Source organism: Natronorubrum halobium, from assembly GCF_051351675.1.
Classification (GTDB): domain Archaea; phylum Halobacteriota; class Halobacteria; order Halobacteriales; family Natrialbaceae; genus Natronorubrum.
In genome coordinates this window covers 4,625,621-4,651,939 of the sequence record NZ_CP195595.1, presented here as the reverse complement: position 1 = coordinate 4,651,939, position 26,319 = coordinate 4,625,621, and the positions used below count along the sequence as shown (strand labels likewise).

The 26,319-nt window shown below is 64.8% G+C and carries 20 protein-coding genes; 6 read left to right on the top strand and 14 right to left on the bottom strand.

Going from position 1 to position 26,319, the window contains the following annotated elements; all coding sequences use genetic code 11:
- Positions 1-293: 293 nt before the first annotated feature.
- Positions 294-1,775 carry a proline--tRNA ligase gene (gene proS / locus ACSFC7_RS23260; RefSeq protein WP_436345360.1) on the bottom strand — a complete coding sequence of 494 codons (1,482 nt, stop codon included), beginning with the start codon at positions 1,773-1,775 and terminating at the stop codon, positions 294-296.
- A gap of 200 nt (positions 1,776-1,975) precedes the next feature.
- Between proS and ACSFC7_RS23255 the strand changes: the two genes are divergently transcribed.
- A complete protein-coding gene (locus tag ACSFC7_RS23255; RefSeq protein ID WP_436345358.1) occupies positions 1,976-2,947 on the top strand; it encodes a quinone oxidoreductase family protein in 972 nt (323 codons plus the stop codon).
- Positions 2,948-2,991: 44 nt separating this feature from the next.
- Here ACSFC7_RS23255 and ACSFC7_RS23250 read toward each other — a convergent pair whose 3' ends face one another.
- The 3 genes from ACSFC7_RS23250 to ACSFC7_RS23240 form a co-directional block, all read right to left on the bottom strand.
- A complete protein-coding gene (locus ACSFC7_RS23250) occupies positions 2,992-3,645 on the bottom strand; it encodes a hypothetical protein (RefSeq protein ID WP_436345356.1) in 654 nt (217 codons plus the stop codon).
- Between the two features lie 236 nt (positions 3,646-3,881).
- Positions 3,882-4,595, bottom strand: coding sequence for a polymer-forming cytoskeletal protein (locus ACSFC7_RS23245; protein ID WP_436345354.1), 714 nt, complete (start codon positions 4,593-4,595; stop codon positions 3,882-3,884).
- 124 nt (positions 4,596-4,719) lie between these two features.
- Complete coding sequence (locus ACSFC7_RS23240) at positions 4,720-5,238, bottom strand: 8-oxo-dGTP diphosphatase (protein ID WP_436345353.1); 519 nt, start codon at positions 5,236-5,238, stop codon at positions 4,720-4,722.
- Between the two features lie 93 nt (positions 5,239-5,331).
- On the opposite strand from ACSFC7_RS23240, the gene ACSFC7_RS23235 reads away from it, so the two are divergent.
- Both ACSFC7_RS23235 and ACSFC7_RS23230 read left to right on the top strand, forming a co-directional pair.
- The gene (locus ACSFC7_RS23235; RefSeq protein WP_436345351.1) at positions 5,332-5,754 is read left to right on the top strand and encodes an EamA family transporter; all 423 of its coding nucleotides are present in this window, start codon (positions 5,332-5,334) and stop codon (positions 5,752-5,754) included.
- Positions 5,751-6,170, top strand: a complete 420-nt coding sequence (locus ACSFC7_RS23230) for an EamA family transporter (RefSeq protein WP_436345350.1) — start codon at positions 5,751-5,753, stop codon at positions 6,168-6,170. Before ACSFC7_RS23235 ends, ACSFC7_RS23230 begins: the two co-directional genes overlap by 4 nt.
- Before the next feature lie 19 nt (positions 6,171-6,189).
- Here ACSFC7_RS23230 and ACSFC7_RS23225 read toward each other — a convergent pair whose 3' ends face one another.
- The 4 genes from ACSFC7_RS23225 to ACSFC7_RS23210 form a co-directional block, all read right to left on the bottom strand.
- Complete coding sequence (locus ACSFC7_RS23225) at positions 6,190-9,906, bottom strand: UvrD-helicase domain-containing protein (RefSeq protein ID WP_436345348.1); 3,717 nt, start codon at positions 9,904-9,906, stop codon at positions 6,190-6,192.
- Positions 9,899-10,993 carry a PD-(D/E)XK nuclease family protein gene (locus ACSFC7_RS23220; RefSeq protein WP_436345346.1) on the bottom strand — a complete coding sequence of 365 codons (1,095 nt, stop codon included), beginning with the start codon at positions 10,991-10,993 and terminating at the stop codon, positions 9,899-9,901. The genes ACSFC7_RS23225 and ACSFC7_RS23220 overlap by 8 nt, the downstream gene beginning before the upstream one ends.
- A complete protein-coding gene (locus ACSFC7_RS23215; protein ID WP_436345344.1) occupies positions 10,986-13,292 on the bottom strand; it encodes a hypothetical protein in 2,307 nt (768 codons plus the stop codon). Before ACSFC7_RS23215 ends, ACSFC7_RS23220 begins: the two co-directional genes overlap by 8 nt.
- Before the next feature lie 212 nt (positions 13,293-13,504).
- Positions 13,505-15,148 (bottom strand): thiamine pyrophosphate-binding protein, encoded by a 1,644-nt coding sequence (locus ACSFC7_RS23210; protein ID WP_436345342.1) that lies wholly within the window; start codon positions 15,146-15,148, stop codon positions 13,505-13,507.
- 95 nt (positions 15,149-15,243) lie between these two features.
- Here ACSFC7_RS23210 and ACSFC7_RS23205 point away from each other — a divergent pair, with 95 nt between their 5' ends.
- Positions 15,244-15,648 (top strand): CBS domain-containing protein, encoded by a 405-nt coding sequence (locus ACSFC7_RS23205; protein WP_436345340.1) that lies wholly within the window; start codon positions 15,244-15,246, stop codon positions 15,646-15,648.
- Positions 15,649-15,968: 320 nt separating this feature from the next.
- Here ACSFC7_RS23205 and ACSFC7_RS23200 read toward each other — a convergent pair whose 3' ends face one another.
- The 3 genes from ACSFC7_RS23200 to ACSFC7_RS23190 form a co-directional block, all read right to left on the bottom strand.
- On the bottom strand, positions 15,969-16,343 hold the full coding sequence (locus tag ACSFC7_RS23200) for a hypothetical protein (RefSeq protein WP_436345338.1): 375 nt from the start codon (positions 16,341-16,343) through the stop codon (positions 15,969-15,971).
- Positions 16,344-16,567: 224 nt separating this feature from the next.
- On the bottom strand, positions 16,568-16,987 hold the full coding sequence (locus ACSFC7_RS23195; RefSeq protein ID WP_436345337.1) for a hypothetical protein: 420 nt from the start codon (positions 16,985-16,987) through the stop codon (positions 16,568-16,570).
- Between the two features lie 117 nt (positions 16,988-17,104).
- Positions 17,105-18,736: an aldehyde dehydrogenase family protein gene (locus ACSFC7_RS23190; protein WP_436345335.1), complete on the bottom strand. Its 1,632-nt coding sequence runs from the start codon at positions 18,734-18,736 to the stop codon at positions 17,105-17,107.
- A gap of 107 nt (positions 18,737-18,843) precedes the next feature.
- Between ACSFC7_RS23190 and ACSFC7_RS23185 the strand changes: the two genes are divergently transcribed.
- Together ACSFC7_RS23185 and ACSFC7_RS23180 are read left to right on the top strand one after the other, a co-directional pair.
- A complete protein-coding gene (locus tag ACSFC7_RS23185; RefSeq protein WP_436345333.1) occupies positions 18,844-19,578 on the top strand; it encodes a helix-turn-helix domain-containing protein in 735 nt (244 codons plus the stop codon).
- Between the two features lie 337 nt (positions 19,579-19,915).
- On the top strand, positions 19,916-20,164 hold the full coding sequence (locus ACSFC7_RS23180; protein ID WP_436345331.1) for a hypothetical protein: 249 nt from the start codon (positions 19,916-19,918) through the stop codon (positions 20,162-20,164).
- 145 nt (positions 20,165-20,309) lie between these two features.
- Here the strand turns inward: ACSFC7_RS23180 and ACSFC7_RS23175 are convergent, their stop codons facing one another.
- From ACSFC7_RS23175 to ACSFC7_RS23165, 3 genes are all read right to left on the bottom strand, one after another.
- Complete coding sequence (locus ACSFC7_RS23175) at positions 20,310-21,146, bottom strand: proline dehydrogenase family protein (protein WP_436345329.1); 837 nt, start codon at positions 21,144-21,146, stop codon at positions 20,310-20,312.
- Between the two features lie 625 nt (positions 21,147-21,771).
- Positions 21,772-24,735, bottom strand: a complete 2,964-nt coding sequence (gene uvrA, locus ACSFC7_RS23170; protein ID WP_436345327.1) for an excinuclease ABC subunit UvrA — start codon at positions 24,733-24,735, stop codon at positions 21,772-21,774.
- A gap of 168 nt (positions 24,736-24,903) precedes the next feature.
- The gene (locus ACSFC7_RS23165) at positions 24,904-26,238 is read right to left on the bottom strand and encodes a metallophosphoesterase (RefSeq protein WP_436345325.1); all 1,335 of its coding nucleotides are present in this window, start codon (positions 26,236-26,238) and stop codon (positions 24,904-24,906) included.
- Positions 26,239-26,319: the final 81 nt, after the last annotated feature.

Here is a 26,319-nt window from a genome sequence, read left to right as displayed (position 1 = left end):
GTCTCGAGCGGGAGTTGCTACGACGAGTCGCGGGTAAAGAGAACGACTGCCCGTTCAGGGCAGAAGTGTCAGAGGCACGTAGTGCTCACCCACCAGAGTGAACACCACGTCTGTTCTATTTACGGCCAGCGGTAAGCAATATTGGGTTAAAGAGTTAGGTGTGGGTGTGACTGTCTCACTCGAGTGATCGACCGGGTTCGCGCGTCGAAATCAGCGAGTGACGCCGAACCGCGGCGAAACGGGGCTGCTACACGACGAAACCGAAGCGAGTTATCGGTGTGAGCGGGCGTCGTTCAGTACGACTTGGCGAAGTACGCGATTTCGCCCGCGGGTTCGCCGCAGACGCCGCACTCGTCGCGGTCGGGTTCGGGGACCTCGCCGGCCGTCTCCCCGCCCTCGTCCTCGAGCGGCTGCATGACGATTTCGGCCGCGATCTTCTCCTTGATCGCCTCTTCGCAGGCCTCGTCGCCGCACCACGACGTCTTCACGTAGCCGCCGTGTTTGCCGATCGTGCCGAGGATCTCTTCCGGACTGTAGGCTTCGCGGACGTTCTCCTCGAGGTTCTCCTCGGCCGCATCGTACAGTTTGTCGAAGATGTCGTCCAGATGCTCGTCGACGGCGTCGACGATCTCGTCGCGGTCTTCGACGCGCTCCTCGCTATCGGGGCGGTGGACCAGCGTCACCTCCTCGTCCTCGACCTCGTAGGGTCCGATCTCCAGGCGGAGGGGGACGCCGTTGAGTTCGTGTTCGTTGAACTTGAAGCCGGGATTGCGCTCCTCGCGGTCGTCGAGTTCGACGCGGAAGCCGGCGTCTTCGAGCTCTTCGGCGATGTTCTCGGAGTACTCGAGGACGTCGTCTTTGGTGTCTTCCTGCCAGATCGGGACGATTGCAACCTGCGTCGGTGCGACCGTCGGCGGCAGGACGAGCCCCTGGTCGTCGGAGTGGGTCATGATGAGCGCGCCGATCGCGCGCCACGAGAGCCCCCAGGAGGTCGTGTAGGCGGTCCGATCGTCTCCGTCCTCGTCGGAGAACGTAATGTCGAACGCCTCGGCGAAGCTCTGACCGAGGTTGTGACTCGTCGCGCCCTGGACGGACTTGCCGTCGGGCATCAGCGCCTCGACCGTCGTCGTCGTGTCGGCGCCGGGGAACTTGTCGTGTTCGGGCTTCTTGCCTCGAAGCACCGGAATCGCCAGCACGTCCTCGTAGACGCGTTCGTACTGTCCCAGACGGGTCCAGACCTCCTTCCAGGCGCCCGCGTCGTCCGCGTGGGCGGTGTGGCCTTCCTGCCACATGAACTCCTTCGTCCGGAAGAACGGCTTCGTCTCCGTCGCCTCCCACCGGACGACCGAACACCACTGATTGAGCCGCAGCGGCAGGTCGCGGTGGCTGCGGGTCCAGTCCGCCATGAAGGGCGCGATGATCGACTCGCTGGTCGGGCGGACGGCGAGGCGCTCCTCGAGTTCCTCGTGGCCGCCGTGGGTCACCCACGCGACCTCGGGGTCGAAGCCTTCGACGATGTCCTTCTCGCGCTCGAGGAAGCTCTCGGGGATGAACAGCGGGAAGTAGACGTTGTCGACGCCGGTGTCTTTGAACCAGCCGTCGAGGGCGTCCTGAATGGCCTCCCACAGCGCGTAGCCGCGCGGCTTCGTGACGATAAAGCCGCCCATCGGGGCGTAGTCCGCGAGGTTGGCCTTCTGGACGACTTCGGCGTACCACTCGCCGGGTTTGTGCGATTTCGACTCGGTGATCCCGAGTTCCTGGCTCTCGTTGCTCATTGTGTCGACATGCAGCCAGCGCGGTCTTAAACCATGCGAAGGGCGGACGCGTGCGGGGGAGTAGCCGACGGCGAACGGAGCGGTACTCGAACTCGAGCGCCTATCACGGACTCTTCCGGTCCGTTACTCCGACTCACAACGATACACTCGTTCACTCCGGTTCTCGGAGCTTTATGCGGCTGTGTCACACAACTGCGGGCATGAAAGCGATTCGAGTACCTGAGTACGGCGACAGCGATCAACTCGAGGTCACCGACGCAGACCTCCCGGAACCGGATGCCGGCGAGGTCCGAATCGACGTCGAAGCGGCCGGAATCAACTTCGCGGACATCATGCAACGCCGCGGGGTCTACCCGGGCGGTCCCGACGCGCCCTACACCCCCGGCATGGAAGCCGCGGGAACCATCGACGCGACCGGCGAGGGCGTCGGATTAGACGAGGGCGACCGCGTCGTCGCGATGCTCAACACCGGCGGCTACGCCGAGTACGCCGTCGCAAACGCCCAGATGCTCTTTCCCGTTCCCGAGGGGATGAGCTTCGAGGAGGCCGCCGGGTTTCCCGTCCAGTTCCTCACCGCTCACAGCTGTCTGTTCGAGTGGGGCGGACTCGAGGCGGACGAAACCGTCCTGATCCAGGCCGCCGCGGGCGGCGTCGGAACCGCAGCCGTCCAACTGGCCTCCAACGCGGGCGCGGAGGTCTTCGGCACCGCGAGCACGCAGGCGAAACTCGACCTCGCCGAAGACCTGGGCTGTGACCACCCGATCAACTACACCGAGACGGACTTTCGCGAGGTCGTCGACGAGGAGACCGACGGCGAGGGCGTCGACCTCGTCCTCGAGAGCGTCGGCGACGACGTCTTCGAGCGCAGCCTCGACGCGATGAGCCACTTCGGCCGGATGGTCACCTACGGCGTCGCCAGCGGCGTCCCCGGCGAAATCGAGAACCGACGCCTCCTCTTCGAGAACAAGACGATCAAAGGGTTCCACCTCGGGCAGGCCTCCTATCACGATCCGAGCACGGTCATGCAGGCCGTCCCCGATCTCACCGAGGGGCTGACCAGCGGCGACCTCGAGGTCGTCTTAGGCGAATCGTTCGCACTCGAGGACGCTGCCGACGCTCACCAGTACATCGAGGACCGCAAGAGCTCCGGGAAAGTCGTCCTGAAACCCTGACGTCGAACGGCTCGAGTTACGTCGACCGGTGACTGGCCGGTTCCTTATTCGTCGCCATCTTCCTCGTCGTCTCCGCCACTATCTTCCTCGTCGCTACTGTCATCCTCGTCTTCGCTCTCCTCGTCTTCTTCGTCGCCACTATCTTCCTCGTCGCTACTGTCATCCTCGTCTTCGCTCTCCTCGTCTTCTTCGTCGCCACTGTCGCCCTCATCTTCTCCGCCACTGTCGTCCTCGTCGCTACTGTCGTCTTCATCTTCGCTCTCATCGTCTTCGTCGTCCTCGTCGCTACTATCATCCTCGTCTTCGCTCTCATCGTCTTCTTCGTCGCCACTGTCGCCCTCATCTTCGCTCTCATCGTCGTCTTCGTCGTCATCCCCATCGCTCTCATCGTCTTCATCGCCATCACCATCGTCTTCATCGCTATCGTCCTCGTCGCCCTCCTCGTCCTCCTCACTGTCGTCGCTCTCCTCGTCTTCACCGTCACCGTCTTCATCCTCGAGTTCGTCCTCGTCGTCGGTCTCGTTGCCGTCATCCTCGTCGGCACCGACGTTCTCCGAGTCGGCTCCGAACATATCTTCTTCGTCGTCACCGTCCTCCTCGGGGTCTTCGTCGAACGTCTTGCCCAGACACCCTGCAAGTGCGCCGACAGTTCCGACTACCGCTGCGACGAACGTCCGCCGACGAGTCGTATCGGTCATGCTCTCGCACCCGGCTACCACGGAGGGATAAAAGAGTATTCGTGCTGTACTCAGACGGATAACTCTCCCACTGCGTGGAAATAACGGTTCTCTATGGCCGCATTCACTCTTTCCTGTGAGCGCGCTAACCTGTGCTCCATCTCGAGGGGCGTCTCTCGCTCCCGATGTGAAAATCCAGTTCGAAGCCCAGTTCGTCCTCCAACCGGAACTGTACGGATCGCCGGGACCCCGTTCGCTTACTCGTCGTCGTCATCGCTGCCGAAGCTGAACCAACCTATCCCATCGTCATCATCGTCGTCACTACCGTCTCCGCCGATTTCGACGTCGTCACCCTCCTCGACCGACTCACCGGAGACGTCGCCGTCGACTTCGGTGCCGTTCCCGAGATACACCTCTCCGCCGGCGTCGACCGAGCCGTCGATCGACACGTCTGTGCGGGTCGTCACCGATCCACCCGCCGTCACGTCACCGTTGACCCCGCTGTCGTCGCCGAGATCGACGGCGCCATCGGTATCGATCGTGCCGTCGATCTCCGCGTCTTCGGCAGTCGTCACGTCACCGCCTGCAGTGACGTCGCCGCCGACCTCGCTGTCGTCGCCGAGATCGACGGTACCGCCGGTATCGATCGTCCCCTCGACCGTGGCGCCCGCTTCGAGGAGCACACCGGCGGCTTCGACCGAGCCGTCGACCTCGACGTCGGCGAGGACCTCGACCGTCCCGTCGACCGAGATGTCGTCGTCAGTATCTTCCTCGACTGTGACGTCGCCGTCGTCGTCGCCGTTCTCGTCGTCATCGTCGTCCGCTTCCGAATCGTTCGAAAAAATCTCTTCCTCAGTGTCGGTCTCGGCGTCGGGATCGCCGTCGGACGACAGGTCCTGACACCCCGCGAGTGCGCCGACAGTTCCGGTGACCACAGCGACGAGCGTCCGCCGACGAGTCGTATCGGTCATGTTCTCGATCCGGGCTACCACGAAGGGGTAAAAGAGTATTCGTCCAGTACTCAGCGGAGCGGATCGGCCAACCCTCACCGTTGTACGCGCTCTATCTGCGCATCCGTGAAAACTGTCTGCCACCTCACGTGTCCGTCGGCTCGAGGTGCTCGTTCCACTCGAGGTCGTGGCCCACGAACGCCGCCTCGTCGAGCGGCCGGCCGCCCTCGAAGCGGAACTCGCCGACGACCGTCTCCCCCTCGAGCACGCCGGGTAACCAGAACTGGTCGTCCTCCCACATTCGGTCGTAGGGCACGTCCTCGACCGGGACCCACTCCGGTCGGGCTTCCTCGGTAGTAGTCGGCTCGCCGGAAAACGAGCGCGTCCGGTAGACGTGACAGAACGTGTGCCGCTCGCCGTCGAGCAGAACGGTGAGTTCGCCCGCCTTCTCGAGGGCTTCGGGATCGATCTCGAGGCCGACTTCCTCGCGAGTCTCGCGAACGGCACACTCGCGGGGCGTTTCGCCGTCCTCGAGTTTTCCGCCGGGGCCGTTGTACCAGCCCTCGCCGAGTCCGCGGCGTTTCTCGATGAGGAGAACTTCCTCCGTTCCGTCGCTGTCGGGACCGCGGGTGCGTCTCGGAAAACACAGCGTCGCTTCGATCATACGAACCCGTTCGTCCGCCGGGAAATAAAGCGACAGTACCGGAGCCGGGACAGTCTCGGGGCGTTTAAGCCCGTCCGTTGGCACCATCGTGGTATGGAGTATCTGCTGTGGGTTCTGATAGCGCTTCTCGCCTACTCGTTTGTCGCGCCCCTCACGAGCGTTATCATGCAGGACGTTCCGGCGACGCCGGGGCTGTTCCTCTCGACGTTCGTCTTTCTCGTGATCGCGAGCAGCGTGCTGCTTCTGACCGGCACCGCCGATCCCTCCCACGCGGTGTCGGTCGAAGCCGGCTACGTCTACGTCGCCGGCGTCTTTCTCACGGTCGGCATCCTGGCCTACACCGCCGCCCTCGAGACCGGCCCGGTGAGCGTCGTCGTCCCGATCTTCGGAATGTTCATCGTCGGGAGTTCGGTACTCGGTATCCTCTTTCTCGGCGAGACGATGTCGCTGACCCGGGCGGCCGGTATCGTCTGTGCGATGCTCGCGATCGTCTGTAGCGCGGGTGATGGCCGATGAGCCGTCGGTATCTGCTGCTTTCGTTCGTCGCGTTCGTCGCGTACAGCCTGGTCGCGCCGCTGTTGAAGGTCGCGATGGAGACGATTCCGAGTACGACGGCCGTCTTCATGTCGAACACCGTCATGCTCACGCTCCTCGGTCTACTGCTGGTCTACCAGGGAACGTCTCCCCGTCGGTACCTCTCGCATCCGAAACTGCCACACATCGTCGTCTGGGGCGTACTGCTCGCCGTCGGCTTGTTGGCGTACTACCGAGCGCTCGCGCTCGGTCCCGTCAGCGTCGTCGTCCCGATCTACGGCCTGTTTATCGCGGTCAGTTCGGTCATCGGAATCGTCGCGCTCGAGGAGTCGCTGACGGTCAGAAAGGGACTGGGGATCGTGTTCGCCGTGCTCGCGGTCGTCCTCATGTCCCTGTAGTGGGGCACGGTGTCGCCGATCAGTCGTCGACCGCGATATCGCTCGGATATGCGTCGGGCACCTCACCCGTGTCCTCCTCGGGGCCACAGCCCAGCGACCGGTGCGGACAGTACTGACAGTGATCGCCGGGCGTCGTCTCGTCGAAGGCGGGATCGTCGACCGCCTCGAGCGTCTCGCGTACCGACGACCACGGTGGGAGGTCGTCGGGATCGACGAGGTCGACGCGGGGACCGTCGACCGCGCCGACGTAGACGTAGCCGACGGCAGCGACTGGGTTGTCGAACCGCCGCTCGCAGGCGCGTGCGTATAGCGCCAGTTGCGTCGCCTCGTCGGGATCGATCCGATCTGCCGTCGCCTTGTAGTCGAGAATCACGAGATCGCCGTCGGGCGTCCGCCGAACGGAGTCGACGAACCCGACGACCTCGCCGCTCACGCCGGCGACGTCCCCGAGTGCGAACGGTAGCTCCGCGGCGAGTTGCTCCCAGTCGGCGACCCGCTCGTCGTACGCGGGGGCGCTGGCCTCGAAGTAGCGATCGATGCAGGCGAGGACGGCCTCGCGATGCTCGAGCAGATCCCGGGCCGTCAGCTGTCTGACCGCCGCCTCGCGCCACTCCTCGCGGGTTCGATAGTCGCGGTAGAAGGCTTCCTCCGCGACGTCGTGAAAGACGGTGCCGACGAGTCGCGATCCCCCGTCGTCGGCCTCCTCCGACTCTACAGATGGCTCGCTCGCGTCGCCGATCGCCCGCACGACGTGATCGAGATAGTGCTTCCGCGCGCAGGTCTCGTGGGTCTCCATCGCCGTGTAACTGTGGCGCAACGCGGCCGGTACGTCCGTCGCGTTCGAGAGCGTCTCGACGGGGAATCGGACGGTGTCGGTCGTCAGCGCCGACGGCCGGCGCCCGCTCGGCACCTGTCGTGTCGCTCCGTCCTCGGCGTCCCCGCTTCCGAATCTGCCGTGGCTCGCCGCGTCGGCCGCCGGCAGCAGCGTTCCGCTGCGCAACTGCCGCCCGAGTCGGTGCACCGTCTCGATCGCGTCCCGCGTCTCGAGCGGTTCGATGGACCGGTCCTCGTAGCCGGCGTAGTAGGTGATCGTCCCCGGGCTGATGCCGGCGGAGCGCCCGATTTCATCGGTCCGGTCGACGACCGTTTCGGGGTAGGTTTCCCGTACGCGCCGAAAGCTCTCGATCAGCGACGCCCAGAGGTTCATTCGCTGGCCGGCGACCGACCAGTCGATCTCGTTCGACAGACACGCCTCGGCGGTCGACACGCCGAGTTCCGTCTCGTCACCGTCGTACTCGTACTCGGAGCCGAAGACGAAGAGGTGGTTCTCGGCGCGCGTGAGCGCGACGTGGAGCACGCGCCACTCCTCGCCGACCGTCTCGTCCGCGAGGTCCGCGAGCAACGGCGAGTCCACCTCGTCGTCGAGCGTCGCGGCGAGCAGTCGGTAGCGCGCGCGTTCGGCGTAATCGCGATCGACGCACCACTCCTCGTCGGAGAGGTAGGGGACGAGCACGGTGTCGAACTCGAGGCCCTTCGCCTGATGGACCGTCATCACGTCGATCGAGTCCGTCGACTGGGTACCGCGTGTCCGTTCGCTCCCGCTTCCCCGGAGTGTTCCCTCGAGCGCGTCGACGAACGCCGGCGTCAGCGTCTGGACCACCGAATCGGCGGTGTAGGCCTCGACGAACCGCTCGAGACGCTGGAACTCCTCGCGTTCGTCGCTCGTGAGGAACCACTCGAGGCGCGTCACCTCGCGGAACCGGCGGACGAAGCCGGAGAGCGGGTAGACGTCCCGCAATGTCTCCAGTTCGGCGAGGTGATCGCGCGCTCGCTCGAGCCGGTCGGGATGGTCGAGCGCTGTCGGCTCGAGGCTTACGACCGCATCGTACAGCGATCCGTCCCGCTGTTGAAGCGTCGCGAGATCGCTCTCGGTGAGCCGGTACCGGTAGAGCAACACGCGCCGGAGGTGGGCGTCGGCGGTCGGATCGACGAGCACGCGAAAGTAGGAGAGGAGCGTCTGCATTCCCGGCGAAATCTCGCCTCGGGGCGAGCCCGAAATCTCGTAGGGGATCTGTCGGTCGCGGAGCTCGTCGGCCACCGCCTGCGCGTGACGGTTCGTTCGGACGATGACCGCGATGTCCTCGAGCGAGCGCTTCGGGACGTTCTCGGCTTCGTCGTTCAACAGCCGCGAGACGGTCGTCGCGACCTGTTCGGCGGTCGTCCAGTGTATCTCGTCGCTCTCGACCTTGACGACGCGGTCCGGAGGCTGTTCCGTCCCGCTGTCCTCGGCCCCGTTCTCGGTCTCGTCTCCGCTCCCGTACTCTCCGGACGCTCGTCCGACTTCGCGGAGCGTCTTCGAGGACTGTGGCCCGTAGTCGCAGTGATTCGTGAGATCCAGAATCTCCTGGCGCGAGCGGAAGTTGAGTTCGAGTTCGATCGCCTCGTGGTCGTCGTAGGCGTCGGCGAGCCTGTCGAGGCCCTCCCGGTCGGTACCCCGCCAGCCGTAGATCGCCTGATCCTTGTCGCCGATGGCGAGCAGGTCGGGCCGATCGGGACCGTCCGTGAGTTCGGTGATCAAGGCGAACTGCGTCTCGTCGGTGTCCTGGAACTCGTCGCAGTACACCTGCGTCCACTGATCCGTGATCTCGGTCGCGATACCGTCGTCGGTCAGTAGCTCGGTCGCCGTCCGAACCAGTTCGTCGAAGTCCAGCGTCCGTTCGTCCTCGAGATACTCGTGGTAGTCCGCGTAGACGGCGGTGTAGTGGCGCGCCAGTCGCATGAACTCGACGTAGTGTTTCAGGCGACCGAACGGGCTCTGCTCGATCCGACTCGTCGCGGTGCGCCAGATTTCGTTCCCGAACAGCGCCCGGGGCAGCTGTTTCGTCGTCGGCTCCTCGAGCGACAGCACGTCGATCGTGTTCGTCACGCACTGCTGGAGCACGCGAAGATAGCGATCGACGTCGCGAACGACGTCGTCGTCGCGGAACTCGGCCGGTGCTTCCGCGATCTTCTCGCGACAGTAGGTGATGAGCTTGCCGTAGCCGACCAGCGACTGCCGTGACGCCTCGAGGTGTTCGTCCGCGTTGAAGTAGCGCAGCGCCTGATTGTCGAAGGAGAGGTCGTCCCCCGCGGTCCGCTCGAGCCAGAGGACGAACTCGTTACAGAGCTCGAGGGTGCGGACCGCCGGAAGCTGCTCCGCTAACTGGTCCGGCGTGATGTCCTCCTGGCTCATCGCCTGGATGAATCGGTCGACGCCGGTCGCGAGGTCGTCCGGCGAGTCCCGCCCCATGGTCGCGAAGTCGTAGTCGTTCGTCGCGAGCAGTCGGCCGACGATCCGGCGGCGCTTGCGCTCGGTGACGACGTCGAACTCCGGCGAGTAGCCGAGATAGTAGGCGTACTCCCGAACCAGCCGATAACAGAACGAGTGGTAGGTGTAGACGTCGATCGCCGCGGCGGCTTCGGGATCGAGTCGCTCGGCGACCGCGTCTCGAATGCTCCCCGCAGCCTCGTTCGCGAAGGTGAGGACCAGCACGTCCTCGGGGTCGGCGTCGCCGCGTTCGATCGCGCGCTCGATCCGCATGAGCATCGTCGTCGTCTTCCCGGTGCCAGCACCGGCGTCGACGGAGGTACAGGCCGCGTCGCTATCGATGACGGCTGGCTGGTTCCCCTTCGGCCCGAGGCCGTCTCCCTCGTGATTCCCACCCTCCGTGTGGAGATCTCGATCCGCGTCACCCATCAAATCGCACCTCCTCTGCGATGTAGTCCTGACAACAGACCGTGTAGCCACAGTCCGGACAGGCGTGGTCAGAAATCTCGTCCCAGCGATCGGTCGGATCGAACGCTCCGGCTGCCATCTCGCTCGCGACCGCCGCGAGCCGATCGTCGACCGTTCGGTTTCGGTGTTCGTGGGTCATTCCGTAGGTGTGGTGGTCGATGTAGCCGTCGGTCAGATCCTTCGTCTCGAGGCTCGTCTCGACCGTCTCGCGGACCCAGTTGATCGCGGTCTGCGAGCGATCGGCGAGGGGGATCTGGACGTATCGACAGGTTCGATCCTCGAGTCCCAGCTGCTGACAGCGGTTTCGAAGCCCGTCGATAACGACGGCCGTCTCGAAGAGCGAGGTGACGAACGTCGGGTCGAAGACGTCCGCGTCGGGATCGAAGTGATCGGTAAAGCGTTCGGCGATCCCTCGCTCCCAGTCGGACCGGTATCGCAGGAGGCCGAGCGACCTGAGGGTCGGGACGAACCGGACACCCACGATCGATCGGCCGTCGGCGTACACGTAGTCGACGCTGGCGTCGATCGTGACCGATTTGGCCTCGGTCTCGGTCTCGGTTTCCGCTCCCGTCTCCGTTTCGGTCTCCGGCAGCGAAACCGTACTCGAGAGCGGGAGATCCGGCCCGATCACCTCGCCGGCCGTCGCCTCGGCCGTCAGTCGCTCGACTCCCGCCGCGTGGTCGACGCCGACCGTCTCGACGTACGCCTCGAGCGTCGCCTCGAGCACCCGTCGTTCGTGACGTCGCTGGGCCAGCGAGTGGAACCGTTCGTCGTGATCGCCCCAGAGCGTCGCGAGTCGCTCGCGTGCGGCGTCCGCGAGCGCCTCGCGGTCCGTGTCGCCGCGCCGCAGCGCGTCACAGATCGCGGTTCGAAGGAGGCCGATGCGGTCGTCGATCGTCGTCTCGTCGTCGCTTCCCTCGAGATCATCGACGTGGGCGAACTCGTACCGGCGGGGACAGTGCAGGTAGGTCTCGAGACTGTCGACATCGAGTGTTTCGACGCCTGGACCGTCCATTCCCGAGCCGGGGTCGGTTTCCTGCTCAGTCATCGCGCACCACCTCCCCGGCGGCGAACTCGAACTGCGAGCGCACGGCTTCGGCCAGTTCGTCGTCCACGTCGCCGTTCTCGAGGACGACTGCAATCTCCTCGAACAACTCCTCGGTCGCGCCGAGGTCGGCCTCGCCGCCGGTGCTCGCCTCGCGGAGGATCCGCTCGAGTTCGCCGTGGGGCTGGGCGAGCAGCGCTTCGAGGGCGTTCGTCTCGCCGTGGATCGCCGCCGCGGTGTCGGTTTCGACGTTCGGCAGGTCGAGTCCGGCGGTCGCGTCGATCAGTTGGAGGTAGCGCGACTCGTCGTACGTCCGTCGCAGTCCGCCGGAGCCGCGTTCGTACGAGCAGCAGTAGAGATGCGTTCGCGCGGCCCGGGTGCCGAGGGCGAGTCGCCGCCGGGACCGCTGGGCGTGATAGGTTTTGAACGGGTCGCCGACGGTATCGGCGGCGTCGATAGTGGCGAACGTGTCCGTAATATCGTTCACGGACGGATCGGTGACCGCCGGATAGCTGTCCATCCCGCGCAGCCACGCGGTCGGGAACAGTTGCGTGAGGAACTGCTCGCCGGGATAGTTCTCGTCGAGCAGATCGAGCAGGAAGACGGCCTCCCACGAGTCGTACTTGCAGTCGTCGACGGCACAGACCGTGACGCCGCCCGTCGGCGGCTGGGTCTCGACCGCGTGGACGTACGGCGCGTCGTACTGGATGGTCCGCCGGAGCATCCGTCGCAGCCCCTGCCAGTCAGGACCGACGAGGTCCGTCTCCTCGACGAACCGGGCGATCTCGAGCACCCGCCGGACGCTCGCGTACTGCTCGCGGGCGTCGACCCACGCCTCCTCGCGGGCGATGCGCCCCTTCAGGTCCGTCAGGCGGATCCAGCGTTCGAGCGACCGGGCGACGCTCGAGGCGGTACACGACGCGAGCAACTCGGGCGTCACGTCCTCGACGCGGGCGCGAAGGCGCTCGATCGAGACGTCCCGCGGCTCCGTCGTCTCTGTACCCTCTCGGCTGCGAACGGTCCGGTCGTCGATAGCGTCGTCGACGAGTTCGGCGTCGATTCTGTCGGGGTCTCGCTCGCGTTCGCACTGGAGCGTCACGAACGCGTAGAGTTCGTGGACGACCGGATCCTCGGCGAGCGAGGGCGTGCCGATCGTCGCCGTCGGAACCCCGGCCTCGCGGAGCTGCCGTCTGGTTTCGGGAACGCGCTCGATCCGCGGCACGGCGACGGCGAACGCGTCGAAGCTCCAGTCGTGACGGTCCCGAAGCGCCTGAATCTCGCTCGCGACGGCACTGACCTGGTCGCGGGCCGTTCGGGTCCGAATGCGTCGCGCCCGTCCGTGTTCCGCCGGTTCGAATCGGTCGTCAGTGTTGATCGGCTCCACTCCACCAGGTCCTGTTGGCTGGGACGGCTCTCCCGTCGCTAACAGTCGCGTAATCGAGTGGTGGGGCGGTGTCGTGCGCTGATCGTCGTCGGTCCGCTCGAGCGCCGACTCGAGTACCGTCACGTCGAGTTCGTCGCCGACGAGGTCCTCGATACGGCCCGGTTCGACCCGGGTACGCTCGACGCTGGCGTGGCGCTCGCCCAGGCAGACGAGTTCTGCGTCTCGAGCGAGCGCCGCGAGATACCGTCGATCGAGTCGGCGGTACTCCTCGAACTCGACGGCGAGGACGGCGTCGATCGAGTCCGTCACCCGCGTTCGAAGCCCATCGGTGTCCGACTCGAGCAACTCGACGGTCCGCGGGATCACGTCGGCTCGTTCGACGTACCCGCGTGACTCGAGTTCCGCGTGGAACCGATCGTTCATCGCGTAGAGGAAGGCCAGAGAGTCGTGTGGCTCCTGGTCCGCGACGTCGTCGAGTCGCAACTGCTGGCGCGTCGCCTCGAGCAACAGTTGCCCGACGTCGCGGGCGAAACTCTCGTGGGTGGCGGCCCGCTCGAGGTACGCCGGGACGTCGCGACTGGCGCCGTCGATCACCAGCGAGATGAGTTCGATACGCTCCTCGTACTCGAGTCGATCCAGCGTCGGATCGTACTCCTCGAGCACCTTCGAGGCGTGTTCCGGGAGCGACTCGACGCGCGGTGATCGCGGCGAGCCGTCCGTGACGTCGATACCGGCGAGGGCCTCGGTGAGTGACTCGAGGCCTGCCGGGTGGCGTTTCAGGACCAGTACGTTCCGCGGGCCGTACTCGTCGGCGAGGGCGGCGTACTCCTCCGCGATTCGATCGAATAGCACGTCGCTGGGCGCGGGTTCGGGAAGGAGTTTGCAGGTCCCGTCGAGACCTGATGGAGGAGACGCCATCGGTTGATACGTCACGGAGTATGACCGGGTTGGTATTTAAATGTGCGGCGGAGCGTGAATGTGGTCGCCGGTTACAGCACGGACGACAAATCCGCGTGCGGTGGCGCGCGCTGTCGGCGAGGCGCTCCCGCCGGTCGCGCCTCGAGAGACGAACACGTCGCAGCCGAGCCCGCACTACAAACGCCGTTCCGGTAGCCCGTGCTCCGCGTTCCTCACTCGCTCATCCAGTCGCTCGCCTGTGGCTCCCTCGGATCGGTCGGCACTTCGAGCAACACCGGTTCGTCTGCCCCAACTGCCTCCGCGATCCCGTCTCGAATCTCGGCCGGTGTCTCCGCGTGCTCGGCCCGCATTCCGAGACTCGCGGCCAGTCCCGCAAAGTCGATCGGCGCGTCGGACCACGCGTACCGTCCCTCGCCCAACTCGAAGTTCCGCCCGGCGTCGTCGCTGATGATCGCGTAGTCCTCGTTGACGAAGACGACGACGGTGATCGGCAACGCCTCGGCCACCGCAGTGTGTAGCTCGTGAACGCACATCATGAGGCCGCCGTCGCCGGTCAGGACGACCACGTCGTCGTCCGGATTCGCGAGTTGCGCGCCGATCCCCGACGGCAGGCCGGTCCCCATCGTCGCCCACGAGCCCGGATTGACGTACGAGCGCGGTCCTGCGGCCTCGAAGACGTTCAACCCCCAGACGCGAAAGCCGCCCGCGTCGGCCGTGACGATCGCTTCTCGAGGTGTCCCCTCGCGGATGGCCTCGAGCGCGCTAACCGACGTCAGCGGCGGGGACGAGACGCGGAGGTCCGCGAGGCGCTCGTTCGTGGCTGTCCTGACTGCGTCGGCGCGTTCGACCGCGTTACCGCTCGGATACTCGCGGTGAGCGAGCGCCGACTCGAGAGACGACAGCGCCTCGCTGGCGTCGGCCACGATCCCGATCGAGGGGTCGTATCCGGTGCCGATATCGGCCGCCTCGAGCGTCACGTGGACGAGCGCCTCCGGAATATCGACGTCCCAGGCGCGGGTCGCGAGGGCGTCGAAGTCCGTCCCCACCGCGAGCGCCGCGTCGGCGTCCGCGAGCAGCGTGAGTAACTCCGGCGAGGCGCTCCCGGAAAGGGTGCCGGCGACGTAGCCGCCCGGCCCGTCGGGGAGCGCTCCCTTCCCTTTGTAGGTCGTCACGACGGGCGCACCGAGACCGTCGGCGACGCGACGGAGATCGTCGCTCGCGTTTGCGGTCCGCACGCCGCCACCGGCGACGATCACCGGCGCGTCGGCGTCGGCGAGCAGTTCCGCAGCTGCCTCGACGTCTTCTTCGGGGACGCTGGAGACGAACTCCCGGCTGTACTCGCCCGACGTCGCGAGCGGGACGTTCATCGAGAGGTACCCCTTCGGAATCCCGACGCGGACGGGCCCCTTCGGCGGTGTTTCGGCGATCGCGATAGCCTCCTCGAGGACGGCCGCCGTCCCTTCGGGCCGTTCGACGAGAAGGTTCGCCTTGACCACGTTGTCGTAGGTGTCCGGCGGCGTCTCGTGGATCCCGTCACCGCCGCGGATCTCAGGGTCGGTTTCGACGGCGATGTGGATCAGCGGCGTGCAGTCGTTGTACGCGTTCTTCAGCCCGTTCATCGCGTTCATGTCGCCGGGACCGGGCACGACGGCCGTCGCCGCGAGCCTGCCGCTGGTTTCGGCGTAGCCCCACGCCTGATGGGAGACGGCGGTCTCGTGGCGAGCGACCACGAATCGCACGTCCCCTCGCCGATCGATCGCTTCGTTCAGCGGGAGCGTCTGCGTGCCGGGGATCCCGAATACGGTGTCGATTCCAGCCGCTGCCAGACGCTCGATCACCGCGTGACTGACGTCCATACCGGTATCTCGGAAACCATCCACTTAGACCTCCGCCGCGAAACGACGATATCCGCATCGACAATTCTTATAGTGTATAAAGAGTACACAGATGTATGGAGGATATTTTCGTTGCGCGGGTCATGTCGACGTCGCTACAGACCGTCCGCGCCGACACGCTCGTCGAGGAGGCGGCAGAACAGATGCTCGCGAACGAAATCGGCTCGGTCATCGTCGTCGACGAGGACAATCAACTCGAGGGCATCCTGACGACGACGGACTTCGTCGAGATCGTCGCCGAACGCAAGCCGAAGGATCAGACGCCGGTCTCGACGTACATGAGCCGGAACGTCACCACGGCCACGGCGCAAGACAGCATTCGCGACGCCGCGGACCTGATGGTCGAACACGGCTTCCACCACCTCCCCGTCGTCGACGAGGACGAGGGTGTCATCGGCATCGTCACGACGTCCGATCTGGCGGCGTACCTCTCGCGCGAAGAGACGCCGAGCCCGGAGTAGTCGATACAGTCGCCGACCGACTGTTCGGGCCGAGACGTGCCGTTTCGGTCGTCATCGACTCACGATCTTCTCCCGTTTTCGCACGCTCGAGCGGTGGGCTTCGAGCGAGTTGCCCGAATCTATGCGCAACGGTCGACGGCCAGTCGAACGCGACGATACCCATCGCACGGAACGGGTCATCGCCGCACCGAGTTAGTCGTCGACGGCGTCGCCTCGTCAGTCGCTCAACGGCTGTAATTGCAGTGTTCCTCGCGAAGCTGCTGCGGGTGGCGCCCGACCGCGACCGTCCGCCGGCCCTCGAGTCGATACCAATGGAAGGGTTAGCGCTCGGTTGCGTGATCGTCGTCTTCGGTCATCCAGCGGACCGTCTCGTCGAGCTGTTCGCACAGCGCACGCGCTTCCGACGGCGTCAGTTCCACGTCCGCGTGGCCCGTTCCGTGGTCGCCCGCCATCGCGTCGATACTCAGGACCAGACGGTGGCCGTCCGCCGACTCCGGCCGGACCGAAACGTCGGCCCGGTCGGGATAGTCCCGCGGCGGGCCGAGTTCGAGGTCGGTCTCGCCGCGCGTGACGCCTACCTGGACGCGATCAGCGTGCTCGAGATCGATCGAGTCCGTCGGTTTTTCGTCGATCGGCGCCCGGTCTCGATCTCGGTTCGTGCCCTCGACCTCATCGATCGTGGTATCATCCGCCATACTCGGCACTTCGACCGCATTCGCCTTGGCTGTACTCCCGGTGGGATCCTCCCTCGCTCAGCGTTGCCGGCGGAACGCGCAGTCGACTCACTCGGGGACGTCCGACCGACGTGAGGTCGCCATCGGATCGGGTCGATGCTCGAGACGGTGACTCGAGTCCGCGCTCGATTGCAAACGGGCACTTCTCGAACTTCTCAGTCCGACGAGTCGCCCTCGCCGCTCTCTCAGTCGACGGCGAACGTCTCCTCGTCGATCCGTCCGCCGCCGACCCAGCACTCGCGGGCGAACCACGCGAAGTAGCCGACCATGCCGGCTGTGAGTACGACTTCGAACGCGCCGAGGCCGGTGATACCGTCGCCCTCGACGAGCGCCGCGAGGCTGATCGTACCCCACCCGACCGCGATCATCGCGATGGCGACGGCGGCGACGCGCGGCCAGCCGACGGTCCGCGAGCCGATCGTAACGCGTTCCCGGAGTCCGGCGACGAGCATCGTCGCTCCGGCGAGGACAAGCCACGAGACCACGCCGAGCATGGAAAGCGTCGTCGGGACGCCGAGCGCGACGACGAACATCCCTGCCAGAAGAAGCGTGACGAAGCCGCCGCCGGCGAGGCCGTGTCGGACGACGGTCTTCTTCGCGTTCATACGTGCGGCGTTCGCTGTCTGCCGCCGTTAACCGTTCGGATCGCCGTCGGTTCGGCTCGGTCGTCGCCGTCACTCGAGCGCGCCTGCAGCTCGGTCGCTACCGCGCGACCTCGCCGGTCAGTCGTCGCTCGAGGTCTCGATATCCGCCGACAACCCCTGTGCCATCTCGATGTCTTTCGAGTTGTTCAGCGTCCAGGCGGTCCGTTCGGTGACGGCTTCGATAGCCTCACGGGCGCTCGGGTAGCCGTTCCCGGATTTCTTCACGCCGCCGAAGGGCAACTGGACCTCCGCGCCGATACACGGGAGGTTCGCGTACGCGAGGCCGAGCTCCGCGTGATCTCGGAAGTGGTGGATCTGCCGGTAATCCTCGGAGATGATCGCTCCGGCGAGTCCGTAGGGCGTGTCGTTGTGGATCTCGACCGCGTCTTCGATGTCGCCCGAGTACTCGAGGAGGGCCACGTGTGGGCCGAACACCTCTTCGTTGATACAGCGCAGATCTGTGTCGTAGTCGATCTCGTAGACGAACGGGCCGACCCAGTTGCCGTTCGCGAAGCTGCCGCTTCGCTCACCATCGGCGGCAGTGGCCGCCCCGTCCTCGTGGCCGTCCGGAATCTCGTCGTCCGCGAGATCCGCTCGATCGACGAGCACGTCGGCACCCTCGTCTCGCGCGATCTGGTTGTGTCGGTGGATCTTCTCGACGTGGTCAGCCTCGATAGCGGGGCCCATGAACGTGTTCTCCTCGAGCGGGTCGTCGACGGTGATCTCCTCGGCGACCGCGACGAACCGTTCCTTGAACTCGTCGTAGACGTCGGTGTGGACGATCAGCCGTTCGGAGGAGACGCAGCGCTGGCCGGTCGTCTTGAAACTCGACATCACCGCGGAGTGGACGGCGATGTCCAGATCCGCCTCCTCGGTGACGACGATGCCGTTCTTGCCGCCCATCTCGCAGGCCGCGAGCTTGCCGGGCTGGCCGCCGACCTTGCCCGAGATTTCGTGGCCGACCTCCGCGGAGCCGGTGAACAGGACCGTATCGACGCGGTCGTCGTCCACGATGGCGGCACCGGCGTCGCCGAAGCCCTGGACCATATTGAAGACGCCGTCGGGAACGCCGGCGTCGTCCATCATCTCGGCGATGATTTGCCCGCACCACGGCGTCTGTTCGGCGGGCTTCCAGACGACGGTGTTACCCTCTACGAGGGCGATGGCCATGTGCCAGAACGGGATGGCGACCGGGAAGTTCCAGGGGGTGATACAGCCGATGACGCCGCGGGGTTTGCGGCGCATGGAGGCGTCTTTGCTCCCGATTTCGCTCGGAACGACATCGCCGTGGGGATGCCGAGCGTTGCCCGCGGCCCACTCGACCATGTGGTAGGCCTCGACGACGTCCGCGCGACCCTCGCTGATCTCCTTCCCGCACTCCTTCGTGACGATTTCGGCCAGTTCGTCGGTGCGTTCGCGCAGTTCGTGGTAGATGCCCCAGAGGTACTCCGCGCGGTCGATGTAGGAGAGTTCGCGCCACTCGTCGGTCGCGTCCTCGGCGGCCTCGAGCGCCGCGTCGATGTCGGACTCGGTCCCCCGGTGGAACCGGGCGAGCTCCTCGCCCGTCGCCGGATTCTCGCTCGCGAACGTCTCGGTTCCGTCGCCGTCGTCGGACTGCGTCGGACTGCTTTCGGGACTTCGTCCCGCTCCGTCGGTCCACTGCCCGCCGATGTGGTGACCGTACACCTGCTCTGTGGTTTGCTGACTCATGGATAGCGGTTGGTCTGTAGGTGTCGAATAACGCGACCCGTCCATGGGAGGGTGGAGATTCGTGAAACACGAACTATTTGAATTGGTAGACACTGGCATAGACTACAATGAACGGGAGCCGTCCACTCCACGGAACGCGAATCACGCTCGATCTGTGGCATCCGAACTGCTGGGCGATCGAATCCACCGAGCGCGTCGGCGGGGGAATCCTGGCACACGCGATCTACACGGCACCGACCACGGAGGGGGAATCAGTCAACGGACTCTTCACCGCGTTCGGCCAGTCGACCGACGAGGTCGAGGGGTTAATCGACGAGATCGACGAGTCGCCGCTGGCCGGCGAAGTCCTCGAGTTACAGGAACGGTTCGGCCGGCGACAGTCCTCGTCCCGCCCGGGAAACGTCGTCCGCGAGTTCTTTCTCGAGTACGATCCCGCGGACATGATCTGTCCGACGCTGTTAGAGCACGGCTTCGTCCACAGCGCCCCCGTCCGGATCGAGGACGGACAGGAGTCCTGGGAGGTCTGTTTCGCCGGGGATCGAGACGGAATCGAAGCCGCGATCGACGGCGTCTGTGAGGACTCCGACGCGGAAGTATCGGTCGAGACCATCACGAGCACGCCGACGGATGAGTCCGAACGCAAACACCGGATGGACGCGCTCACCAGTACGCAGCGGGAGGTGTTCGAACTCGCGCGCAGCCGAGGCTACTATCAGTGGCCCCGCGGCGTCTCGACCCGCGAACTCGCCGGTGAACTCGACATCTCGAAGACCACGTTCCTCGACCACCTGCGGAAGGCCGAATCGAAACTGCTGGATCCAGACGATCTGGGTAGCGAGTGAGGGACAGGAGGATCCATCGAGTCCGTCGATGAGTGATGCGGGTGCCGACTCTATCGGTAAGTACAGGGCAAAGAGTTACCGCAGCTATTGATTGTCGGTACAGCGTATGTGTCTATCGTAAAAGAGCAACCATCAAGCAAGATTCTCTAATGAAACGGAAAGCCACTCTACAGGGATTGTAGCCGGTGTTTTAAAGCAATATACCTGCAAGTGCACCCGACAGTATCACCCCACTCGGTGTGTAAGGAATATCCGAGTGACTCCGAATATGCTCCCGGATAATCCAAACTCCTCTGATGAGCACGAGAGGGAAAGTGAGTGAGCCAGAAACACCATAATGAACAACAACGAACAGCGTCCCGGTTCTGGCTCTGACCGGGCCATCGAAGACGGTGAGACGTACCACCACGCCGAACATGGGCAGATCAAAGTCACAGGAATCTGGCACCAAACCCAGCCCCTCGATACGACGCGCAATATCGATGATCAAAACATGATCGTCGTCCGCTACATTCCCGGCGAGGATGGAAACTGGATCGATGAACTCGCCGAACCGTTGGACGACTTTCTTGACGGGATAGACTGACCCCGAGCGGTCAGTAAGCACAGATAGTGAACGCGTATCTCACCGCAAACGGGTAACGGAGTCAGGTAGTTCCAATTGAAACGGGTTAGACACCGGTCTCTCAGCCGTCGTGCGACCGGGCGTGTACCGATTTTCCGCGGCTCCGTTACGACCCGACTACCGCTCGAAGGGCGAACAGGGCGTTCTCCTTCCGTTCGCGGACGCGACGGTAGAAGTACGAGAGCCACTTCTGTCCGTAGGGGGCGTACTGATAGACCTCGTACTCCGCGGCGAGGTCGCGTTGTGCGTCCTCGCGAACGCCCATGAGCAACTGGAACTCGAACGGCGTCTCGTGTCTTTCCGAGAGGTGCTCGACGTACTCGATGATCTCCGGGTCGTGACTGCCGACCGCGATCCCGTCGTCGAACGTCTCGAAGGCGACCGCGAGCAGTTCGCGATACGCCTCGTTCACCCGCTCTTTTTTCTTGTACGCGACGCTGCTCGGTTCGTCGTACGCGCCTTTGACGAAGCGTACTTTTCCGGGAACGTCGGCCAACCGTTCGACGTCCTCTCGCGTGCGCTTCAGGTTCGCCTGAACGCAGACACCGACGTTCCCATCGGTCTCGCGTGCGTGCCGTTCGAACGCGTCGAGGGTTACGTCGGTCGTCGTGTAGTCCTCCATGTCGATCCAGACGAAGACGTCGTGCTCGACGCCCGCGTCGACGATTCGCTCGAGGTGGGTCCGAAAGACGTTATCGCCGAGATCGAGCCCGATCTGCGAGGGCTTGACCGAGACGCAGCAGTCGAGGCCGGCGTCGTCGATGGCCTCGATCAGGTCGATGTAGGCGTCGGCGTCGGCGGTCGCGTCCGACGGATCGTCGTAGTGTTCGCCGAGCAGATTCAGAATACCGCTGATATCGTCCCGATTGAGAGTCTCGACGTGTGATAGTGCCCCAGAGGGATCCTCAGCCGCAACAAAATTGCTCGCGATTGGCAGGAGCATTGGCGGATACTTGGAAGGAAAGGGGAGTAAACGGACACCCGACCATAGACGACTCGCCGATCGAATACGACCGGTCCGACTGTGGCGTCCCCGCCGCTGAAACAATTTGCTCGATGACAGACTCACCGATCGAAGAACGCTCAGCGCCGGGCTACCATCCGGTTTCCGGCACGTCGGCGGTTTACTACAGTCCGATCCGTTGTAGACTGAAGTGGACATTACGTAACAGATCTGGCAGATACTGCGCCCAATCCGTCCATGGTCGGTGGTGCTACTAACGGGAACCGTTCCCAACGCAAACCATCGCACGACGACTGATGACACATCACTCTGAAACCGGCGGGATATACTGACGTACGGGAGCGCCCTGGGGGTCGCGACGCTGGCCGGTTGTATCGTGATTCTCGACTCATTGGTTTCGGATCGCTCGACGATGTCGGACGTCTCTGTACGGTACGTAGCGCGCGAGGGCCTATACTGGGACCCGACCATGGGACCGTCGAACGGACCGAATCCGTCTCATCGGTCGGCTCTCGAGAAGCGCGAAACCCGAGCAGATGCGGGAGCGTTCGATCGACCGCTCGTCGATTCTGCGGCCTCGAGCACCGGGACGCTCGAGCCTCGCTCAGTCGTCGTCCATCGGTGCCGACACCGGTTCGACGCGCTCGCCGCGTGGCCCCTCGAGATCGATCTTCGGCAGCAGATCACGCAGGTACTGTCCCGTATGCGAATCCTCGAGTCGGGCGACGTCTTCAGGCGTCCCCGTCGCGACGATTTCGCCGCCGTTCTCGCCGCCTTCGGGACCGAGGTCGATGACGTGGTCGGCGTTCTTCACGAGATCGAGTTCGTGTTCGATGACGACGATGGTGTTGCCGTCGTCGGTCAGCCGGTGGAGGACGTCGATGAGCTTGCGCTCGTCCTCGCTGTGGAGCCCGGTCGTGGGTTCGTCGAGCAGGTAGAGCGTCTCGCCGGAGTCCTTCTTCCCGAGTTCCTCGGCGAGTTTGATCCGCTGGGCCTCCCCGCCGGAGAGCGTCGTCGAGGGCTGGCCGAGTTTCATGTAGTCGAGGCCGACGTCCTTCAGGAGCTGGAGGCGACGGCGGATCTGGCTCGAGGACTCGAAGAACTCGTAGGCCTCCTCGACTTCCATCTCCAGCACGTCGGCGATAGTCTTCCCCTTGTACGTCACGTCCAGGGTGGCGTCGTTGTACCGAGCGCCGTCACACTCCTCGCAGGGGACGTACACGTCCGAGAGGAAGTTCATCTCGATCTTCACCGTTCCCTGTCCGCCACACTCCTCGCAGCGGCCGCCCTTGACGTTGAACGAGAAGCGTCCCTTCTCGTAGCCGCGCTGTTTCGCGAGTTTCGTCGAGGCGAACAGTTCGCGGATGTAGTCGAAGACGTTGGTGTACGTCGCCGGGTTCGAGCGCGGCGTTCGACCGATCGGCGACTGGTCGATCAGCCGCACGGTTTCGATCTCGTCGAGGCCCTCGAGGGCGTCGTGGTCGCCCGGAATGACGCTCGTGTTGTCGTTCATCTTGCGGGCCAGCCCCTTGTAGAGCACCTCGTGCATCAGGGTGGACTTCCCGGAACCGGAGACGCCGGTGATCGCGGTGAAGTTACCCAGCGGAATGTCGACGTCGACGTCGTCGAGGTTGTGCTGGCGGGCGCCGCGGATCGTCAGCGCGCCGTCGGGATCGCGGCGCTCGTCCGGAACCGGGATCTGTCGCTGGCCGGAGAGATACTCGCCGGTAATAGAGCCCTCGGTCCCCTTGACTTCCTCGACGGGACCGTTCGCGACGACCTCGCCGCCGCGCTTGCCGGGACCGGGACCCATGTCGATGACCTGGTCCGCCCGGCGCATCGTCTCCTCGTCGTGTTCGACGACGATCAGGGTGTTCCCGATGTCGCGCAGCTCTTCTAAGGTGTCCAGCAGTCGGTCGTTGTCCCGCTGGTGGAGCCCGATCGAGGGCTCGTCCAGCACGTAGAGGACGCCGACGAGACCGGAACCGATCTGGGTGGCGAGGCGAATCCGCTGGCTCTCGCCGCCGGAGAGCGTGGCGGCCTCGCGGTCGAGCGTGAGGTACTCGAGGCCGACCTCGCACATGAAGCCGAGCCGTGCGCGGATCTCCTTTAAGATCTCCTCGGCGATCACCTTCTCGCGCTCGGTGAGATCGGCTTCCATCGACTCGAAGTGCTCGAGGGCGTCGCCGATGCTCATCGCGTTGATCTCCGTAATGGCGGTGCCGTCGACCAGGACGGCTCGGCTCGCGGCCTTCAGACGGGTGCCGTCGCAGGCCGGACACTCCGTCGCCGACATGTAGTCCTCGATGTGATCGCGGGTCGAGTCGGAGTCGGTCTCGAGGTAGCGCCGCTCGAGGTTCGGAATGACGCCCTCGAACTTCTTGCGCTTGCGCCGGGTGCCGTTCTTGGTGTTGCGCTCGAACGTTACCTTTCGGCTGGTGCCGTAGAGGAACGCCTGCTGGGTCTTCTCGTCGATCTCCTCGAACGGCGTCGACAGCGAGACGTCGAAGTGCTCGGCGACGGCGTCCAGCCGGGTCCGGTAGTACGAGCGGTTGTAGCTCCAGGGCTCGAAGACGTGCTTGAGCGACTTGGACTCGTCCTGAATGACGAGGCTCTCGTCGATCTCCTTCGTCTCGCCGAGCCCCTCACACTCGGGACAGGCGCCGTGGGGCGAGTTGAACGAGAACGAACGGGTCTCGATCTCGGGGACGTCGATCCCGCAGTGGGTACACGCGAGGTCCTTCGAGAACTCGACGACGAAGCGGTCGTCCTCCTCGGTCTCGTCGCCCAGCGCGCCGGTTCGGCGGGCCGCGTCGCCCAGATCGCTCGCGACGTCTTTCGGCGCGTCGGGGAGGATGACCTTCAGGACGCCCTCGGCCTCCTCGAGCGCCGTCTCGACGCTGTCGATGATCCGCGGACGGGCCTCGGTGGTGACCTTCACGCGGTCGACGATCACGTCGATGGTGTGGTCGAAGTTCTCGTCCAGGTCGGGTCTGTCCAGGGTGAGGTCGTGTTCCTCGCCGTCGACCTCGACGCGGGCGTAGCCTTCGGAGACGAGTTCGTCGAACAGGTCCTCGAAGGCCCCCTTCTGGTCGCGGACGACGGGGGCCGCGAGTTTGACCTTGGTGTTCTCGGGGAGTTCGAGGATGCGTTCGACCATGTTCTGTGCGCTCTGCTCGCCGACTTCGCGTCCGCACTCGGGACAGTGGGGGGTACCGACGCGGGCGTAGAGGAGTCGGAGGTAGTCGTGTAACTCCGTAACCGTCCCGACCGTCGATCGCGGGTTGTTCGCGGCGTTCTTCTGATCGATCGAGATCGCCGGGGAGAGTCCCTCGACGGTTTCGACCTGCGGTTTGTCCATCTGGCCGAGGAAGTTCCGGGCGTACGCCGAGAGGCTCTCGATGTACCGGCGCTGGCCTTCGGCGTAGATCGTCTCGAACGCCAGCGATGACTTCCCCGATCCGGAGAGACCGGTGACGACGGTGAACTCTTCGCGGGGGATCGTGACGTCGAGGTCCTTGAGGTTGTGTTCCTCCGCACCCCGCACCTCGATGTAGTCCTTGCTCATGTGTTGGTGGTGACTGGTGACTGCAGATATTCGCGACTCGCTGCTCGATTCACTGTGATTGAGTCAGTGGCCGGAGGGACTTAACGGGTCTGGAAGCCCGGTAGCGTGGGCTATGCTAGCAAATGGTTGTTCGGAGCGACTCGAGCGGTCCGAGACCTGGCAGCCCCTTCACTCGGCCGGTTCGGCCGGTTGGACAGTTTCCGTCTGCTCGACGACCGTGCGGTCGGGCAGTTCCGGATCGGGTTTCCGGCCCAGGGTGAGCAGGCGTTCGGTGAGGGTGAGCTCTTCCGGGCTCGGACTCGGTTTCTGGATCTCCTCGTACTCGACCGCGACACCCGCGTCGGCGGGCGCGATACGGACGGCACACAGCTGGTAGGACGGGTAGAAGACCGGCGGCAGGATGCCGATGATCCCGTCGCGGCGGTGGAGCCGTTTCAACCACGTTCCGGAGTTGACGAGCAGCCCGTCCCCGATGTCCCGTACCCCCGGACGGTGGGTGTGACCGTAACAGAAGACGGTCGTCTCCGGTCGCTCGTCGAAGACGTCTCGAGCGGCCGCTACGTACGGCTTTTCGGGGTCGACGGTGATGTCCGTCTCGAACACCCCGAAGCGGTCGATCGTCTTCCTGACGTCCCGCTTGAGGAAGTAGACCGGGATACCGACGAGCACGAGCAGTCCGGCGACCCCGATGTTGATCGCGAGCAGGAACCAGACGGCCGTCCCCGCCAGCCCGAACTGGCCGAGATAGGCCTCGGTCTGGTCGACCGGCAGCGAGACGATGCCGGCCAGATCGAGTCCCGCGAGCACGGCGAGAAGGGCGCTGATGTTGAACACTAGCAGGAACGGGACGAGGGCGTACCGCATGAGCGGGTTCATCTCGCGGTAGAAATACTTCGAGAACAGCCAGACCGGCATCCGCTCGGTGGGCGTGACCGCCTGCACGTCCTTCAGCCAGTTGTACCGCCCGCGCTCGGAGAGTTGGCCCGCTCGGCTCGTCACCTGCGTGTTGTAGTAGTAGCCGAGCGGCGACGCGTGGGGGTTCCCCCAGTCCTCAATGCGATTGTTGGAATCGTGCTGATGGCCGTGTTCGAAGTGGATCGCTTGCTCGCCGACGGGACGGCTGATCGATTTCTCCTGGACGAGGTCGACGTTGTACTCGGCGAAGCGCTCGACGTACTCGTCGTAGGCGGCCAGTTCGTGGTCGTGGTTGCCCGGCAAGAGCGTGATCGGGACGTTCTCGCCGGTCGCGCGGAGCTGTGTGAACAGCTTCGGATACGTCCCCTCCAGCGCGTCGAACTTCTCGATGCCGTCGATTCGGGTGAACTCCCAGAGGCCGAACGCGTCGCCGTTGATGATGAGCTCCGCGTCCTCGTCGGTCGTTTCCAGCCGCTCGAGAAAGGCGAGCAGTTCGTCGAGAAACTCCACCTCCTCGAGTTGCTCGTCGCCGCCGATGTGGAGGTCACTGATCACGTAGTAGACGGGATCGCCGGCAGCAGCAGCCATTACCCCAGGTTCTGGGCCCGGCGGTAAAATCGTTGTTACATGAGGACTGCGGGATACCAGTTCGCCTCCCGCTCAACGAGC